The sequence below is a fragment of the Agarivorans albus genome (assembly GCF_019670105.1).
Lineage (GTDB): Bacteria > Pseudomonadota > Gammaproteobacteria > Enterobacterales > Celerinatantimonadaceae > Agarivorans > Agarivorans albus.
On record NZ_AP023032.1, the window covers coordinates 1835651 to 1852350 of the forward strand.

At 43.8% G+C, this 16700-nt stretch carries 15 protein-coding genes; 13 read left to right on the plus strand and 2 right to left on the minus strand.

Annotated elements, in window-relative coordinates:
* Positions 1-107: 107 nt before the first annotated feature.
* From K5620_RS08460 to K5620_RS08495, 8 genes are all read left to right on the plus strand, one after another.
* On the plus strand, positions 108-635 hold the full coding sequence (locus K5620_RS08460) for an AbiU2 domain-containing protein (RefSeq protein WP_040306885.1): 528 nt from the start codon (positions 108-110) through the stop codon (positions 633-635).
* A 45-nt stretch (positions 636-680) separates the two neighbouring features.
* A complete protein-coding gene (locus K5620_RS08465; protein WP_016400585.1) occupies positions 681-1046 on the plus strand; it encodes a SpoIIAA family protein in 366 nt (121 codons plus the stop codon).
* Positions 1047-1132: 86 nt separating this feature from the next.
* Positions 1133-1558, plus strand: coding sequence for a hypothetical protein (locus K5620_RS08470; protein WP_016400584.1), 426 nt, complete (start codon positions 1133-1135; stop codon positions 1556-1558).
* A 340-nt stretch (positions 1559-1898) separates the two neighbouring features.
* Positions 1899-2975 (plus strand): GGDEF domain-containing protein, encoded by a 1077-nt coding sequence (locus K5620_RS08475; RefSeq protein ID WP_016400583.1) that lies wholly within the window; start codon positions 1899-1901, stop codon positions 2973-2975.
* Between the two features lie 273 nt (positions 2976-3248).
* Positions 3249-4307 (plus strand): linear amide C-N hydrolase, encoded by a 1059-nt coding sequence (locus tag K5620_RS08480; RefSeq protein ID WP_016400582.1) that lies wholly within the window; start codon positions 3249-3251, stop codon positions 4305-4307.
* Between the two features lie 282 nt (positions 4308-4589).
* Positions 4590-5222 carry a GyrI-like domain-containing protein gene (locus K5620_RS08485; RefSeq protein ID WP_016400581.1) on the plus strand — a complete coding sequence of 211 codons (633 nt, stop codon included), beginning with the start codon at positions 4590-4592 and terminating at the stop codon, positions 5220-5222.
* Between the two features lie 179 nt (positions 5223-5401).
* Positions 5402-6046 (plus strand): LysE family translocator, encoded by a 645-nt coding sequence (locus K5620_RS08490; protein ID WP_016400580.1) that lies wholly within the window; start codon positions 5402-5404, stop codon positions 6044-6046.
* A 28-nt stretch (positions 6047-6074) separates the two neighbouring features.
* Complete coding sequence (locus K5620_RS08495) at positions 6075-7241, plus strand: MFS transporter (protein ID WP_016400579.1); 1167 nt, start codon at positions 6075-6077, stop codon at positions 7239-7241.
* A 1-nt stretch (position 7242) separates the two neighbouring features.
* Here the strand turns inward: K5620_RS08495 and K5620_RS08500 are convergent, their stop codons facing one another.
* The gene (locus K5620_RS08500) at positions 7243-7533 is read right to left on the minus strand and encodes a hypothetical protein (RefSeq protein WP_016400578.1); all 291 of its coding nucleotides are present in this window, start codon (positions 7531-7533) and stop codon (positions 7243-7245) included.
* A gap of 270 nt (positions 7534-7803) precedes the next feature.
* Here K5620_RS08500 and K5620_RS08505 point away from each other — a divergent pair, with 270 nt between their 5' ends.
* Positions 7804-9852 (plus strand): methyl-accepting chemotaxis protein, encoded by a 2049-nt coding sequence (locus K5620_RS08505; RefSeq protein WP_040306883.1) that lies wholly within the window; start codon positions 7804-7806, stop codon positions 9850-9852.
* On the opposite strand, the gene K5620_RS08510 is transcribed toward K5620_RS08505, so the two are convergent.
* The gene (locus K5620_RS08510; protein WP_016400576.1) at positions 9849-10112 is read right to left on the minus strand and encodes a hypothetical protein; all 264 of its coding nucleotides are present in this window, start codon (positions 10110-10112) and stop codon (positions 9849-9851) included. The two genes, K5620_RS08505 and K5620_RS08510, sit on opposite strands and share 4 nt — an antisense overlap.
* A gap of 189 nt (positions 10113-10301) precedes the next feature.
* Between K5620_RS08510 and K5620_RS08515 the strand changes: the two genes are divergently transcribed.
* From K5620_RS08515 to K5620_RS08530, 4 genes are all read left to right on the plus strand, one after another.
* A complete protein-coding gene (locus tag K5620_RS08515; RefSeq protein WP_016400575.1) occupies positions 10302-12044 on the plus strand; it encodes an SgrR family transcriptional regulator in 1743 nt (580 codons plus the stop codon).
* A gap of 144 nt (positions 12045-12188) precedes the next feature.
* Complete coding sequence (locus K5620_RS08520; protein ID WP_040306882.1) at positions 12189-13619, plus strand: Wzz/FepE/Etk N-terminal domain-containing protein; 1431 nt, start codon at positions 12189-12191, stop codon at positions 13617-13619.
* A gap of 13 nt (positions 13620-13632) precedes the next feature.
* On the plus strand, positions 13633-14715 hold the full coding sequence (locus K5620_RS08525) for a glycosyltransferase (RefSeq protein ID WP_016400573.1): 1083 nt from the start codon (positions 13633-13635) through the stop codon (positions 14713-14715).
* Between the two features lie 10 nt (positions 14716-14725).
* Entirely contained in the window at positions 14726-16537 is a 1812-nt protein-coding gene (locus K5620_RS08530; RefSeq protein WP_016400572.1) for a sugar transferase, read from the plus strand.
* Positions 16538-16700: the final 163 nt, after the last annotated feature.

Here is a 16700-nt window from a genome sequence, read left to right on the forward strand (position 1 = left end):
TTTTAAAACACGATCTTACTCAATACTTAAAACAGTTATTAGGATTAAAGTAAATATAGAAATCAATAAAGGAGACTCTCATTACTCTACTAAAAGTTTTATCTGATTTGGAAACATCAATTGATGAAGCTTCATCACATTTTGAGACTTGGTGGGCTTTAGGATTTTCAGAAAATAGACATCGATTTAAAGAAGCTTTTGAAAGTCCCGACTATAACTACTTTTTGCACACATGTTGTGTGGCCAATCAAATTGCCATGTTTATGGCACTCAGCCGAGCTTTTGATACCTGCACTAAATCATCACGTTTTCGAAAGTTGAGAACGCTGCTGCTTGAGGAAGGGCTAGAAAACCTGGCGATGATTATAGATGAGAAGCTGTCGCCATTTAAGTCTTTAATAAGTCGGATTTTGACGATTAGAAGTCAATTAATAGCTCATTCTGAGACTAACAAGACTGATGAGGATGTTCTGGGAGCTAATGGAGTTAAGCCTGAAGAGATTCGAAGCTTAATTGACGCGTCTAAAGATGTACTAGTTGCAGTGGCTATTACTCTTAGGGTACACAATCTTTGTTTTTCGACAGGCCGTCATAATCATTCAGCCTTAGAAATTCTAAAGAAACTAGAATCATAGGTTAGAACTAATATAAGCGGTCTAACTATCTTAAGGGGGACCAACATGTTTAACGTAACAAAAGTGGCTGACAACCGTTTAGATATTGAATTCGGCGGGAAGCTTGATGCGGACGAAATGAAACTAGCCTTAGATGAACTTAGCAGCAAAGTACAAGGTATAGAGCAGGGGCTAATGCTTTATCGAATCGAAGACTTTGCATTACCTACCTTAAGTGCCTTAGCCGTAGAATTTGCACGTATTCCCGAGATGTTTAAAGTGATCCGCCAGTTTAAACGCGCCGCAGTGTTGTGCGACAAGCAATGGGTGCAAACCATTAGCGAGCTTGAAGGCAAGCTTATTCCAGGCTTAAGCATTAAAGCGTTTGATATGGTTCAGGCTGACCAAGCCGAGCAATGGCTCAACAGTTAATAGAACACTTACAAAACAAAGCTACGCAATAGTTGGCTTTGCTGCTAGGGTGTAAATACATTCCTAGCAGCCAATAGGGTACTGGTATGCCATTTTCCTTACCTAACATTTCGCGAAGTTTTCTAGCCAGTTGCTTAGCTCTTAGCTTTTACTCCATTTCGGCCTTAGCTAACGATGTCACAATAGTGGCCGCAGAGTTTACTCAAGATGGCCAACGAACCTGGAAGGTAGATGTATCACTTATGCATAGCGATACAGGTTGGGATCACTATGCCAATATGTGGCGAGTAGTGGATGTAAATGGCACGGTTTTGGGAGAGCGCGAATTATTACATCCCCATGTTAATGAGCAGCCCTTTGCTCGCAGCTTAAGCAAGGTGCCACATCCAGCTGTTGGTTCCATTGTTTATATCGAAGCGCGCGATAAAGTACATGGTTGGTCACCACAACGTTTTGAAGTTGATTTAAGCCAAGCACAACAAGGGCATTTGTTGGTGGAAATGCCTAAGTAATCGTTTTAAGCGACGCTTAAATTCGCTGCTTTAGTTCGTGTATTAGGGCTTTAATGGAATGAGTCGTTAAAGCCCAATAGTTGGATTATTGGCATAGTTAAATTTTAAGTGCTTGGCAGCAGCGTTAGCCATTAGCATTTTTGTCACTTAACGCTGCAAATATTTTCGCCTTTGCTTTAACTTGCTGTTAATTAAAAAATAATGAATTTTACTGACTTTTAGCTCTATTATTGCCGACGTTTGCAACTAAATCTTAATGTTAGAAAATGCGAATTTGAAACAATTTGTTACTAGTTTGTATGTTAGTCTGTACTTGGAAAGGGAAGTCTCAGATAACAATATGCAAATTAAAAAACTAATAAACTTAGGGGCCGAAGGGCACTCTTTTGCTGCCGTTAGCCGCATAAAGCTAACCAATATCATCGCCTTAATAACCACCGTTATATCTGGCTTATACTCACTCAACTATTGGCTACTGCTTGATAATAGCGGTGTTGCTTCAATTAATCTTGGTTTTACAGTGGCTTACTTTGCCACCTTAGCATTTATGCACCGGGGTCATGTATCTGGAGCTAAAACCTGGTTTTTCTCGGTGTTAATGGTGCATTTACTGGTTTGTACCAATGTGTATGTGACCAATCAAAGTGGTTTTCACTTGTACTATTTCTTGGTGCCTACTGGCGCATTTTTGCTGTTTGAGCTTCATCAGCGACGAGAGATGCTGGCATTAAGCGCAGCCTCGGTAGGTTTGTTCCTTTACTGCGAAAACACCCTTAATTTAAATCCGCTTATAGAGCTAGATGCTGCCACCAATCACTTGCTTTATCAGTCGGTGGTATTGGTGAATATGATTGAAGTGGTTTTTGTGCTGACCATTTTTGCGCGACAAATTGAAGCCAACGAAAAGCAACTTACCTTACAAGCGTCGACCGATTCGCTAACCGGTTTGGCAAATCGCCATTGCTTCTTTGCTGAGGGTAACGAAATGCTCGAGCATGCCAACAAGTTGCACCAAACAATGAGCTTGGTCTTGCTCGATTTTGATTATTTTAAAAGCATTAATGATCGTTATGGTCATGTGGTTGGTGACTTGTGCTTAGTTGAAATAAGCAAAGAAATTAATGCGATTTGTCGCGAGCAAGACTTGTTTGCCCGTATTGGTGGCGAGGAGTTTGTTATTGCCATGCCTAAAACCAACTTAGAGCAAGCGCAACAAGTAGCCGAGCGAATGCGCGAGCGGGTATCTAAACACATTATTCCTATCGTGGGTGAAGCTAACTTTACCTGCACCGCCAGCTTTGGAGTGGCAAGTAGCAGCGATGTGAAGTCATTAAAGACCTTGCTGCAACAAGCAGACAAAGCCTTGTATATGGCTAAGGAACAGGGGCGAAACTGCGTTCAGTTGTATAGTGCTTAAGCATATCGTTATTGTTTGACTCGTCGTTTTAGACAAGCTAAATCCGCTTGTTTATAACGGTGATTTAGCCTGCCTAGCCTCAGGGCATGTTTACCTACTGTTCTTTGCCTAATACCTCAATCACAAGCTGTTAGTTGACCTTAAAGGTGCTGATTAATTAGTTTAGTTTCGTTATGTTTTAATTGTCATCACTCGAACCGGAAAGCACTTTTATTTGTGCTTTTTTGTTCACTATTCGCCAAGGAGTGGGCAATTAATAACGAGAGAATGACTATGAAAAAATCGATGATTGCTTTAACCATTGCTGCGGTAACGTTTGGCGCTGTACAAACTGCTAATGCATGTTCTCGCATTACCTTAGATACTCCCCACGGCGTTTCGCAAGTACGTACTCTAGATTGGGGTGTTCAGCTTGGAACGGTTGCTATTCTTCATCCAGTAGGTACAGAAGTAACAACTAAAGACGTACCTTCATATAAAACTGCGGCAACTTGGACAGTAAAGTACCCAACGCTCGCTTTAGAAGAGCGTGAAGTATTTGTTGATACAGTAGGAGAGGCTATTAATGCCGCAGGCTTATCTGCGTCTACCTTGTATTTATATGACTCAGCGGAGTTTATTAAAGACTATAAAGATAACGGCGCACCGGCGGTAAACTGGGGTGATGCTGCAAGCTTTATGGCTGAAAATTTCGCTACAGTAGAAGAAGCTGTGAAAGCGTTTGAAGCCAAGCAATTCCAGTTTGCTTGGGTAGATGGCATTCATGGCGACCAGCACGGTTTACATATTTCGGTTCAAGACAAAAGCGGCGATATTGCGTTATTTGAGCTAAATAAAGGCGGGGAAATGCGGGTACACCGCGGTAGTGTGAATGATCAAATGCGGGTAATGGCTAATGCGCCACTACAGCAATATCATGAAGCAAACGCTCAAGCTGCAGGCGATATGAGCCTTACTGAAACTGGCCACAAAATTGGTTCTAGCATTTCATCGGCAGATCGTATGCTGCGTGGTTTGTACCATTCAGCAAATGTTGAATTTAAGCAAGATGCAAACTGGGCACAAACCGAAGGTAAGCTGCAGTCTACCTTTGACGCAGGCAACCTAGTACCACAAGACATTATTGATCCCGCTAACGGCGAAACTTACGCTACTTGGATTCAATATACTTACAACTTTGACAATGGCTCATTCAAAATGCGTAATTTAGATACCTACGCAGAAATTCGCATCGATTTAGCAGAAGCCTTTAGCGCAACAGAGGTTTCGTGTGCAAACTTGGTTGAGCAAGCAGAAACGCAATCTACGGCTTTATTTGGTAGCTGTGGTTAGTGATTACCCCAATCAATGAAGGCGGCTTTTAGTCGCCTTTTTTGTGGGCCGTGCCCAGAGTCCAGTATCCAGTGGAGAAACTTAAAGCATATGCGGTTTTTAATGAAACGAATGTTGGAATGAAAGTAGATAGTTAATACAACACCGCTTAGGACAATGATGACTTAGGATAAGCGTGATAATCTACTAGGGTCTGTTGATCTTTGCTGATGGTTTTTGCAGCAATTTCAACACCAAAGATCAACAGACCCTAATCATTAGCTTGAAAATAAGAGTTCGCAGATGCAAGCCAAACATGAATGGAGAAAAAAGGAGAAGAGTTTCTATCTCCCGAAAAACAAACCAGAAACCCTTACCGTTCCTAAGTTTTCCTTTATAAGTATTCAAGGCGAGGGGAGCCCTGCAAGCAGTGCTTTTACCAAAAAGGTAGAGGCCTTATATGCGCTCGCTTACACCATTAAAATGATGCCTAAAAAAATGGATAAGCCACCGCAAGGTTATTTTGATTTTACCGTTTATCCCTTAGAAGGTGTTTGGGATATTAGCGACAAAGCAAAAGCCAACTTCGATGGCACCATTAATAAAGATGAGCTGGTATATCGTTTAATGATCCGCCAGCCAGACTTTGTCGACCAAGCGTTTTACCGTGATATGCTTGAGCTAGCAAAACAGAAAAAAGCTAACCCTCTTTTTGAACAACTTAGTTTTGAGCAAATAGAAGAAGGGAAAACGGTACAAATGCTACATGTAGGCCCATTCGATGATGAGCCGCAAAGCTTTGAAAAAATGGAAGCCTTTGCCGTCGCTGAAGGTCTTGAGCGACTATCTAAAGTTCATCGAGAAATTTACCTGTCAGACCCTCGAAAAGTAACACCAGACAAGCTTAAAACCGTACTCAGGTTCCAAGTAAAATAACCAGCAACAAACAATAGATTTACCGGTGTTTGAAGCAGCTTAAATTTGAGCATAGTTTGCCAAATTATGTTTTACTTTTATTGGTGTAAATAGTCTTTTCTGCTTAGGGCTTTGTACAAACTCCATGCTAATCTGATGATCTTTCGCGCATAAAGCAAAACACTAATGGAGTAGTAGCAATGTTAGGTATTAACGAGTTCTGGCTATTTGTCGTTTCGGGTATTTTGCTAAATTTGATCCCAGGGCCAGACTCTTTGTATGTAATGGCGCGCAGTGCTAGCCAAGGTTTTAAAGCTGGCTCGGTGGCCGCGTTAGGCATTGGTGCGGGTACCTTTGTACATATAGCTGCGGCGGCGTTTGGTCTTTCTGCTATTTTAGCAAGTTCGGCTGCGGCTTTTACCGTGATCAAGGTTATTGGCTGTATTTATTTGTTGTATATGGGCTTTTCGATGGCCCTTACAAAAAACACCCCCGATGCTACTTTGCCCTTAAGTAACAATCAGGGCGCTGTAACCAGCTATTCCAAAATATTTAGCCAGGGCTTTCTTACCAATAGCTTAAACCCTAAAGTGGCGTTGTTTTTCTTAGCATTTGTTCCCCAGTTTATCGATGCCGCCGAGCCAAACAAAGCTTTGGCATTTGTGGTGTTAGGTTTGGTGTTTAATCTTAACGCTATGATTTGGGGCCATATTTTAGCTTGGTTAAGTGCTTCTATTTCTCATCGCGTACAGGCAAGTGACAAAATTAAGTGTTGGTTAAATCGTGGTTTAGGCGGCTTATTTGCTGCCTTTGGTATTCGCTTAGCTTTTTCTGAACTGAGCTAAAGCTCGGTTACTTTCATCAAGGATTATGATGCAGCGTTCTAAGAAACAACTTTTGTTAATGATGGCATTTTTAATGCCCTTTAGTTTTTCCATATGGATGGTTTTACTCAACAATTTTGCTATTGAAGTTGCGCAATTTACCGGTCGCGAAATTGGTATTTTGCAAAGCTTGCGTGAGGTCCCTGGCTTTTTAGCCTTCACCGCAATTTTTGTACTGTTAGTGCTCAAAGAGCAAACCTTCGCTCTGCTCAGCCTGTTAGTGCTGGCGATTGGTATTACCCTTACTGGGTTCTTTCCCAGTGTTTATGGTTTGTACTTTACTACGGTACTTATGTCGGTGGGTTTTCATTACTTTGAAACAGTTAACCAATCACTCACCTTACAGTGGATCCCAAAAGATGAAACGCCGGCATTTATGGGTAAAGCTTTAGCGGTGAAAGGTGCTGCAGCGGTGTTAGCCTATAGCTCTTTATGGGCTCTACTCGAGTACACCGAGTTTGAATATGTATCGCTTTACGCCATGTTTGGTGGAGCAACCATAATAGCGGTGTTGTTTATAGCCTTAAGGTTTCCGCATTACACCGCAGAACACGAACAACACAAACGACTAATATTGCGCCAGCGTTATTGGCTGTTTTATACCTTAGTCTTTTTAAGTGGAGCACGTAGGCAAATCTTCGTGGTGTTTGCCGGCTTTTTGATGGTAGAGAAGTTTGACTATTCAGTGTCAGACATCGCCTTACTTTATCTTGCTAACCAAGTGCTAAATATTCTGTTTGCCGGAAAAATTGGCCAGTTGATTGGGCGTATCGGTGAACGTAGAGCGCTAATTATTGAGTACACAGGGCTAATTTTTGTATTTGCTGGATATGCTTTGGTGGACACAGCAGAGTGGGCAGCGGGCTTATATATTATCGATCATCTGTTTTTTGCTATGGCGATAGCGATAAAAAGTTACTTCCAAAAAATTGCCGATCCAGCCGACATTGCCAGCTCGGCGGGGGTGAGCTTTACCATTAACCATATTGCAGCGGTGGTATTGCCCGCGTTGTTGGGATTTGTTTGGCTGTATTCTTCATCTTTAGTATTTTGGATAGGGGCGGGCATTGCAGTGGCTTCATTGGCCTTTTCGTTTTTGGTGCCACGTCATCCCGATCAACATCAAGAAACCACTTGGGCGGTTAACGCTCGTTAGTTCACACCATAATGGCGATGATGCTGCCAACCGTGCCAATGGCTTTTAATACTTGTCCTGCGGTATAGGCGCCATCATCGTTGTCTTTAACCTCATTGGGTTTGTCCATACCTAAGGCTCCGTAAGCAAAAGACTTAACAGCGCTGTCTTCTGGCTCGTTTGGTTTTTGGGTGGCGGTTTGCTCTGTAGTATTTGTTGGCGGCAGTGGGGCTTTAACTGCTTGAGCTTGTTGCGCAGCTGCTTGTGCCATATATGCGTTACTTGCCGAGCCATTAATCGATGATAAAGACATTGCGTCATTCCCAATAAATTCCCTTTACAGTCATTTTATCGGCAGAGCTTGCGAGGAGTTAAGCAATAGTTTTAGCTTTTATAATATCCGTAGTTGTTTATTTTTAACCAGTAATATCAAAAGCTTAAAACCAACAAGTAAAGCCTACATCAACTAAGAAACAATTGTTGATCCTATCCATAAAATAGCCGAATTGTTATTGCTGAAAATGTTTACCCTCGTTAACGTCAATAACCACTACGGAAAGTATTGTTGGTTATGGGGTACAACATGGTAGAACGATTTAACTATTTCAATCGCTTGAGAAAAATGTCGATTTCGCGGCAAGTGGTTACGGTGGTAGCTGTCATCGCTAGTACCTTTGTTACAGCTATTCTTATTGCCATTGTGGGCTTAAATAATATTCAAAGCCGCAACCAAACCTTAGCAACGCAATCGTTGGTGGCCTTACAAAATGCTTCTGAGGTAGAAGCCGCATACTTACAAATGAACCATTTGGTTCTGGCTATTCTCACCTCGAATAATCAACAACAATTGGATGACCTGTACCAAGGCTGGCAACAACAGCGTGATGCTACAGAGTCTTTATTAGAGCGAGCTATTGCTGGCTCAACTGCTCAACAACAAACGTCTATTATCGCTGGTTTCTCTGCTTCTAAGTCTATGGTGCACCAGTTAGACGAGGAGTTGGTGGCGGTATACCAAGCGTTATCACAAAGCTATAGCGAAGCTGACGAGCTGACCAAATTATTTAATCAGTTTATTTTGCAATCTACCGAGCTGTATAACGACATGGGGTATCAGGTTGAACCTTACGCCTTGGAAGATCAGTATATTCGCGATATCTACCGAACGTATATGGCCGCCTCGCAGCGCGTTCAGCTTAAGGTATTTGAGTTGGTGTCGGTAAACGATCCAAATGCGGTGAACAAAATACTCGCAACTATTCGCTCCAGCACTACTCGCTTAAGTACTAGTTTCGAAGATTTAAGCTTTGAAATTGAATCGATTAACAGCCACGCCGATATTCAAAGTAACTGGGCATTCTTTATTAAGCATGTGCAGCAACCTCAAGGTTTGTTATCACGGATACTTGAAAACAAACGAAACATTCAGCAAGTCGGCTTAAAACGTACCGAGTTAGAAAGCGAAATCGAAAAACAAATTACCGCACTTAGGCAGTTAGTAAGCACTATTGATAGCCAGACCGATACGATGGTTAACGAGGCAGAAAGCCTGGTGACAAAGGTAAGCATTAGCGCCAGCGTTGCCGGTTTTATAGCCTTATTGGTTGCCGTTGCTGCGTGTATTTCGATTAGCCGTTTAATCAAACGACCGATAGATGATTTGGCTACTGTTACCCGAGCCATGGCCAAAGGTGATTTTACCCTACACATGCAAAGCAATTGGAATGGTGAATTTGCCAAAGTAGCAGGCTGGGTGAATGAAGTTGCCGAGAATACCAATCGTTCTTTAAGCGAAATTGCTCAAGTGACGAACGAACTAGAAACCATGGCCAATAGTAACGCCAATATAACCGGTGAAATTAAAGGCAAAAACGACCATCAGAATACCAGTTTAGCTAGCGTTGGTAGCGCCATTACGCAAATGGCGAATGCCAGCCAAGAGATTGCCACCATTGCTAGTGATTCCTTCCATCAAACCGAAAGTGCAGACAATCGTTTAAAAAGCGGTACCAGCGTTATGCTGCAAAACCAGCAAACTATTCAAGCCTTGCAGCAGCATATTTACAGTACTCACGGAGCAATGGAGAGTTTGTTAAGCGATGTGCAAGACGTTAAGTCGGTATTAGAAGTTATCCAATCCATTGCCGATGCCACCAACTTGCTGGCGTTAAACGCAGCGATTGAAGCGGCAAGGGCTGGCGAGTATGGCCGCGGGTTTTCGGTAGTAGCCGACGAAGTAAGGTTGTTGTCTATGCGCACTGGTGAGCAAACGAAGCAAATTGCCAAAGTAATGGCCCGCCTAGAAGAGCAAGCAAGCACGTCTATGGAATTGATGGACGAAAGCCGTAGCAAAATGGGTGACACCGTAAGCTTAAATAACCAACTATCTGAGGCGATTTCAGAGGTAGGTGAAGATATTCAGCAACTTAGGGATATGTCTCACAGCATTAGTACTGCTACCGAGCAGCAGCGCGAAGGTGCTAGCAGTATCACCAAGGAAATGGCTTTATTAGCTCAGCAAGCAAAAGAAAACAGCCAAACATTAGATACCCTAGCTGCTGAAGGCCAGCGCTTAAACGCGCTGTCAAATCAGCAAGAAAGTAATGTTGGTCGCTTTAAGCTAGCAAGCTAAAAATGCTCGCTAAGCTCTTCATCACTTAAATTAGATACATCCCATTGGCATAAGCTCAGCATCGATTGCAGTGCAGCTTGGGCCAATGGGCTATGGCTATGCAGCGCCTGCTGTTTTGTGTGTTTGGCCATGGTGGCTGGAGAGGCTGCAGCCACTAGCTTATCACTGGCTTTGTCTTTAACTTGCGCGCTGTTCAAATGGTTTATGTTTTTGCGATAGTGCATAAGCTGCTGATTGGCTTTAAGTTCTAAACTAGTCATTGTTTTCCTCTAAGAGCTGTTGTTAAACACAAGGCTATTTTGCGCCCATTAAGAGGAATTAAAAACAGATGGTCTTTGGGTATATCCTTCCTTATATTGTTTTTATATGTAGCTTTATTACCATTTCTCTGAGATTTTTTCTAAATAAAGCTAAAATGAGGAAGTTTTTACGATAAAGGAGGTAGGGTTTTGCAGGCGATTAAACTACTAAGGTACTACTTAAAGCTTACCAAGTTTGGCACTAAAGAACCGGTTAAGCTGGCTTTGGCCGATATTGCAGAAGCGATAAGCACTAGCCCACGACATGCCCGAACTTTGTTAAAACACATGGCCGAGCTTGGGTGGCTTAACTGGCAGCCAAGTGTTGGTCGCAACCAGCGCTCACATTTGAGCTTGTTGTTTAGTGAAGCCGATCTAAAGCAACATTTGGCTAAGGCACAAATTGATTCTGGAGATTATAGCGCTGCGTTAGCGCTGCTAGACGATGACCAACAATGGTTTGGCCGGCTACTTATTGCTACCTCTGGTGCTAGCCATCGAGATGGTTCTCTTAATCTACAGCTAACCTATTCGCGGCCTTTCTCGGCCGTGCTACCCCACTTGTTGCTACGTAATAGTGAGCGATTTTTACTGCGGCAGCTGTATGCTAATTTGGTTAGGTGCGACACCGAGGGGAACATTCATTCAGACTTAGCCCATCATTGGCAGTGTGATGAGTCCTTTAAGGTTTATCGCTTTTACTTGCGACCACAGCTGCAATTTCACGATGGCAGTGTAATCGATGCCTATGCTGTTGCCGCCTTGTTTAATACGCTGCAAACTAATGCCCAATATCAACATGAACTAAGCCATGTCACTAGTGTTAAAGCGGCTAACGCCTTAACGGTAGAATTTACCTTAGCCAGCAGTGACCAGGGCTTTGCTGGCCTATTGGCAGACCCAAAGTATGCCATTCAACCAGCTTTGCAACTTAGCCAAACAGGGGAGAGCAGCAAGCAAGTGATTGGTTCTGGCCCCTTCACGTTAATTGCCCACAATAGTCAGCGGATCCATTTGCAGGCAAATTCTAGCTACCACGGTTATCGCGCCTTGCCCGACGAGGTGAGCATTTGGTTTGTCGCCAAAAGCTCGGTAGCAAAAGAAGGGCAATACGCTTTTACCAGCAATGATCAAAGCCAGCCTCAACATCTACAACAACGTTTAGAATTTGGCTGCCAATACCTGCTGTTTAATCAACAGCGGCAAACGCTTAACTACAGCCAAAGGCGCTGGCTATCAAGCTATTTGCAGCCCGAAGCACTTTTGCTTGCAGCAGATAAAAGTTTAAAAAGCATGGCCGTAGAGCCTGCTTTTAGTTTGTTAGACATTTGGCCAGACTGTTTTAGTTTGGCTGCAGAGAGCGTCCCGCTACCCAACGAGCTTAGCATTGGCTTTTATCAACATGATGATTTGCAATTGTACGCCGAAACCATTGCCAAGTTGCTTGAGCAAGTAGGCGTAAGCACTCAACTAACAGCGTATTCCTATGCCGAATTAAACCATGCTGCTAGCCAAAATACGTTAAGCCAAGACCTGATAGTGACAAGTTACAACTTAGACGATAACCGACCAGCATCGGCGTTTCGGTGGTTGTTTAACGACCCGATTATTAAGCATTGTGTCGGCAGTGATAATTGGCAATGGATGCAAGCGCAGCTTAGTGACGTTCGTGAAAATGCTGCGCTGCAAGACTACTTCAGCAAGATGACGCCGTTGGCCAATACCTTAGTAAGTGAATATTGGTGTTTGCCCATGTTTCATCATTGGCAATCTTTGCGTTTTCAAAACGTGTTGCAAGGCGTTGCGATGACAGATTGGGGCTGGCCACAAATTAAAGATGTATGGACCTCACAACAGTTTTCTAAGGCTGAGCCGCTCAAATTTAGCTGTTAATTCAGCCGTTCCAAGGTAGCTGTTGCAAAATGCAAGTTTACCACATTGTCTAAAGTGAAATTAAGTTTAACTTACTGATTATTAACAAATAAAAATCTTGGTATGAAATTCGCTATTCAACACTTGAATCAAGTGGAGAATGTAATGGGCGAATTATTACCAAGAGTTTATTTAATCGTTGATGCGCTATGGCGCAGACGTTATCTAATTGTCTTGCCAATACTTCTGATGCCAGTGGCGGGAGCACTCGTATCAATGTTTACCGACAAACAGTATGCCTCGCATACCAGTATGTTGGTGCAAGAAACCGCCAGCTTAAACCCATTTTTGGAAGACCTAGCCGTGTCGGCCAACGTGGAAGGGCGCATGGAAGCTCTAACCACCCTGCTGCACAGCCGCCACGTTTTAAGCGAAGTGGCGATTGAACAAGGTTTGATGTTTGAAACCGACAGCGCCAGTAAAAAAGAGCAAGTGATTAATCGATTGTCGGCTTCGTTAAGTGTTCGCCAAGTGGGTAAAGATCTCATTCGCATCGACTATAAATCGCCTAATCCTCAGGGAATGAGCCAGTTATTAGAAACCGTTTCTAAGCACTTTGTAGAGCAATTACTAGCGCCAGAGCGTTCGTCAATTAAAGAGTCTGAGCGCTTTTTGCGAGAGCACTTAAGCCTAAGCAGCATGGAGCTAGAAGAAGCCGAAGAGGCGCTAGCAAATTACCGCACCCAACATGCCGATGCATTACCAGAGCAGCATTCGGCAAACATTGAGCGTTTATCACAAGTTCGTCAACGCCTTATCGAACGAGAAGCAGAGCTAGCGGGTGCTAAGCAAAGCTTGGGTAGCATCGATCAACAATTGTCGCGCACCAATCCAGTATTAACCCGTTTAGAAGAACAAATAGTACTTAACCGAGCCGAGTTGGCCACTTTGATGTCACGCTACACCGAAGGTCACTCAAAAGTTCTCGCGGTTAAACGGGTATTGCGCCATTTAGAAGAAGAACGAGCTCAAGTATTAGCGCAACCCGAATCGGCAGTAAGTAACCACGACAGCTCGGCTTTATTGCAGCAGCAAATTTCTATTACCGAATCTAATGGCGAAATGCTGATTGTGCAGGTTGAAGCCTTAATGATTGCCCGCCAACGAGTAGATGCATTGGCCGAAGAGGTCTCGCAATTACGCAGTTTGGCGTCTTCTTTACAGCGCCAAGTGGGATCGGTGGGTGAGCAAGAGAAGCAGTTGCGCATTCTAAATCGTAACCTGCGGGTTAAGCGTAGCCTGTATGAAAATTTACTCACTCGCTATGAGATGGCGCAAGTAACCGGTGCGCTTGGCGTATTTGAACAGTCTGATCGGATCAAAATTATTGACCGCCCTTACACACCCAGTGGCCCATCAACCTTGCCTTTATGGATGTTTGTTGTTGCTGGATTAGTGGGAGGCATAGCCCTAGGAATTAGCTTAGCGGTAATTGCCGAGCTCACAGACTCAAGCTTACGCACCATTAAAGAAATTGAAGACATCGCAGGCGTATCGGTATTAAGCCGCATTCCGCCGCTTAAAGAATCGCATTAAAGAGGATGACCCAATGAGTATTTGGATCCAAGTAGTACAACACTTACAACCTGGCGGCATCGAAACTATGGCGCTTGACCTGCAACGTATGGAAGAAGCGCATGAGCAAGGCATAATTATTTCTTTAGAAGGTACTAAAGAAGAAGCCTTAGCCGCATGGCCTCGTTTGATTCCTTTTGCCGACCGCCTAATGTTTTTAAACAAGCCAGCTGGCTTTAGCTGGAAAACCCTGTGGAAACTTACCAACTTGTTTCGCCGTTGGGCGGTGCCAGTGGTGCATACTCATCACATTGGGCCGCTCATTTATGGTGGCATTGCTGCCCGTTTAGCCAGAGTAAAAGTAGTTATTCATACCGAGCACGATGCCTGGCATTTGCGGCAGCAGCGCCGTCGCATTTTGCAAGGTGCAATTCTTAAATGGGTTAAACCGATGCTAGTGGCCGATGCCAATTTGGTAGCCGGTGAACTAAAAACTGCCTTAGGTGTAACCGACGAAAATGTACAAGTGATTAAAAACGGCATCGACACTCACAGTTTTACCCCCGGCAATAAACTCATCGCTCGCGAGGCCTTAGGTTTACCTAATAACTGCCAAATAATTGGATGTGCAGGGCGTTTAGAAGTAGAGAAAGGTCAAGCCGTATTAATTGAGGCGCTGCCATTTTTACCTGCCGATGTGCACTTGGCCTTTGCCGGAGACGGCAGCCAACGCCAAGGTTTAGAGCAGTTAGTAGAGAGTTTGCACCTTAGCCATCGGGTACATTTTTTAGGCGCACTAGATTGCATGCCACGCTTTTACCAAAGTTTAGATTTGTTTTGTTTACCGTCTTATTTTGAAGGCTTATCGCTGGTTATTTTAGAAGCGCAAGCCTGTGAGGTGCCAGCAGTGGTGACTAATGTAGGTGCCTCTACCGAAGCCTTATGCCCGCGCACTGGCACAGTGGTAGAGCCAGGTTCTGCGTTTGCTATGGCGCAAGCTTTAGAGCTTAAGCTCGAAAAACCGAGTAGCGGAAATCCACGCCAATTTGTTAAGCAGTCGGGCGATTTACGCACTACTGCACGCAATTACGCGGCCTTACGTCACCGTTTCTTATAAGGGGATAATCATGAACGCATTAATTTATGTAACCTTAATCGCAATGTTCTTGGTGGTTTATCATCACGCTTTATATCCTTTGTTGTTAAAGCTTTTGAGCAAAGACAAAACGCAAAATTCCGAGGATGATATTCAAAGCGTTGCGCGCAAATATCACCAACGCGAGCAAGATCAGCAATTGCCCAGCATCGAGTTACTTATTCCTGCTTATAACGAGCAAGATTACATTGCGGCAAAGCTGATTAACCTCGCTACCTTAGATTACCCCGAAGATCGCTTAAGCATAAAAGTGATATGCGATGGCTGCAGTGACGATACCGCCAGCGTTGCAAGAGCGTGTTTAGAAGACTTAGCGTTTTGCAGCTTTTCCATAGAGATATGTGAACAGCTGCAAAACCAAGGCAAAGTGGCTGTGCTTAACCAGCACATTTCGCAAAGCAAAGCCGACATTGTGGCATTGTCTGACGTATCAGCGCTTATTTCGGTAGACGCAATGTTAATTGCAGCGCAGCATTTTGGCCAACCACAAGTTGGCGTAGTGTGTGGTTACTATCACCTGCTAAGCCCTGGTTCGGTAGGTGAGCAGGCTTACTGGAATTACCAACGCGAAGTAAAACGTTGTGAGGCAAACATGGGCGCACCTTTGGGCGCTCATGGCGCATTTTATTTGATTAAAAAGTCTCTATTTAGAGTAATGCCAGACGACACCATTAACGATGACTTTGTTATTCCCATGGACATAGTCGCCCAAGGCTACAGGGCTGTTTACGAACCAAACATTCGCGCTTTAGAGCTCGAACACGCCGCCGACAGCCAAGACCGCAGCCGCAGAAAGCGCATTGGAGCGGGTAACTTACAGCAACTCATTCGTCTTCGACATATGTTGCTACCGCGTTTTAAAGGTGTGGCCTTTACCTTCTTCTCTGGCAAAGCCTTACGAGTAACCATCCCTGTATTTATGCTCACCAGCTTTTTTGGGGCCATGGTGTTAGCTGCGCAATCTGCAGTATTTGCAGTGTTATTTGCTTTGCAGGTTGTGGCATACAGCTTAGCGATGTTGCCGCGCTTTATGCCTAATGCAAAACTACCAAACGCAATAGGCAGCCTAAATTATTTAGTAGAAGGGCACTTCTCTAGCATGATGGGCTGTGTAGATTACCTTCTTAAAAAGCTACAGCGTCGCTACTTAAGTGGCTTTGTAAGCCCCTTAGTTGCAGTGGGTAAAAGACTATTTGATGTGCTGGGGGCAACGATATTGCTGTTGGTATTTAGTCCCTTATTTCCTTTGGTGGCATTAGCCATAAAGCTGGATAGTAAAGGGCCGGTTTTCTATCAGCAAACTCGAGTAGGCTTAATGTCTGACAATGTAGTGCAGCTGTTCGACATTTTTAAGTTTAGAAGTATGCGGGCCGATGCCGAATCTGGCATTGGTGCTGTTTGGGCGGCAAAGCAAGACAAACGCATTACTCGAGTGGGGCGGTTTTTACGTAAAACCCGAATTGATGAATTACCACAACTCATCAATGTACTTAAAGGCGAAATGTCTTTGGTTGGGCCACGACCAGAGCGCCCAGTTTTCTATCAAACGCTAGAAAACTCCATCCCTTTTTATAGTGAACGCACAGTGGGTGTAAAACCCGGCATTACCGGTTTAGCGCAGGTAAACTTAGCCTACGATTGCTCAATCGAAGACGTTAAACAAAAACTCGCTTACGACCACTGTTACGCATTAAGCCTTAGCCAATGCAGCTCTTGGCTCTATCAAGACATAAGCGTACTGCTTAAAACGGTGTGGGTAGTACTAGCGGGAAAAGGGCAATAAAAGAGTTGTTTACGGTAGCTCGTAAACTTGGTGACTTCTTGTTTACCCGCAGAGGTTGCATGACATTTATACTGAAAATTGATGAAGGCCATAATCCAACATAGATAGGCTTTCTTTTTTCTAATACTTTAGCTTCACATTCACGCTTTCTAACTAAACTGAT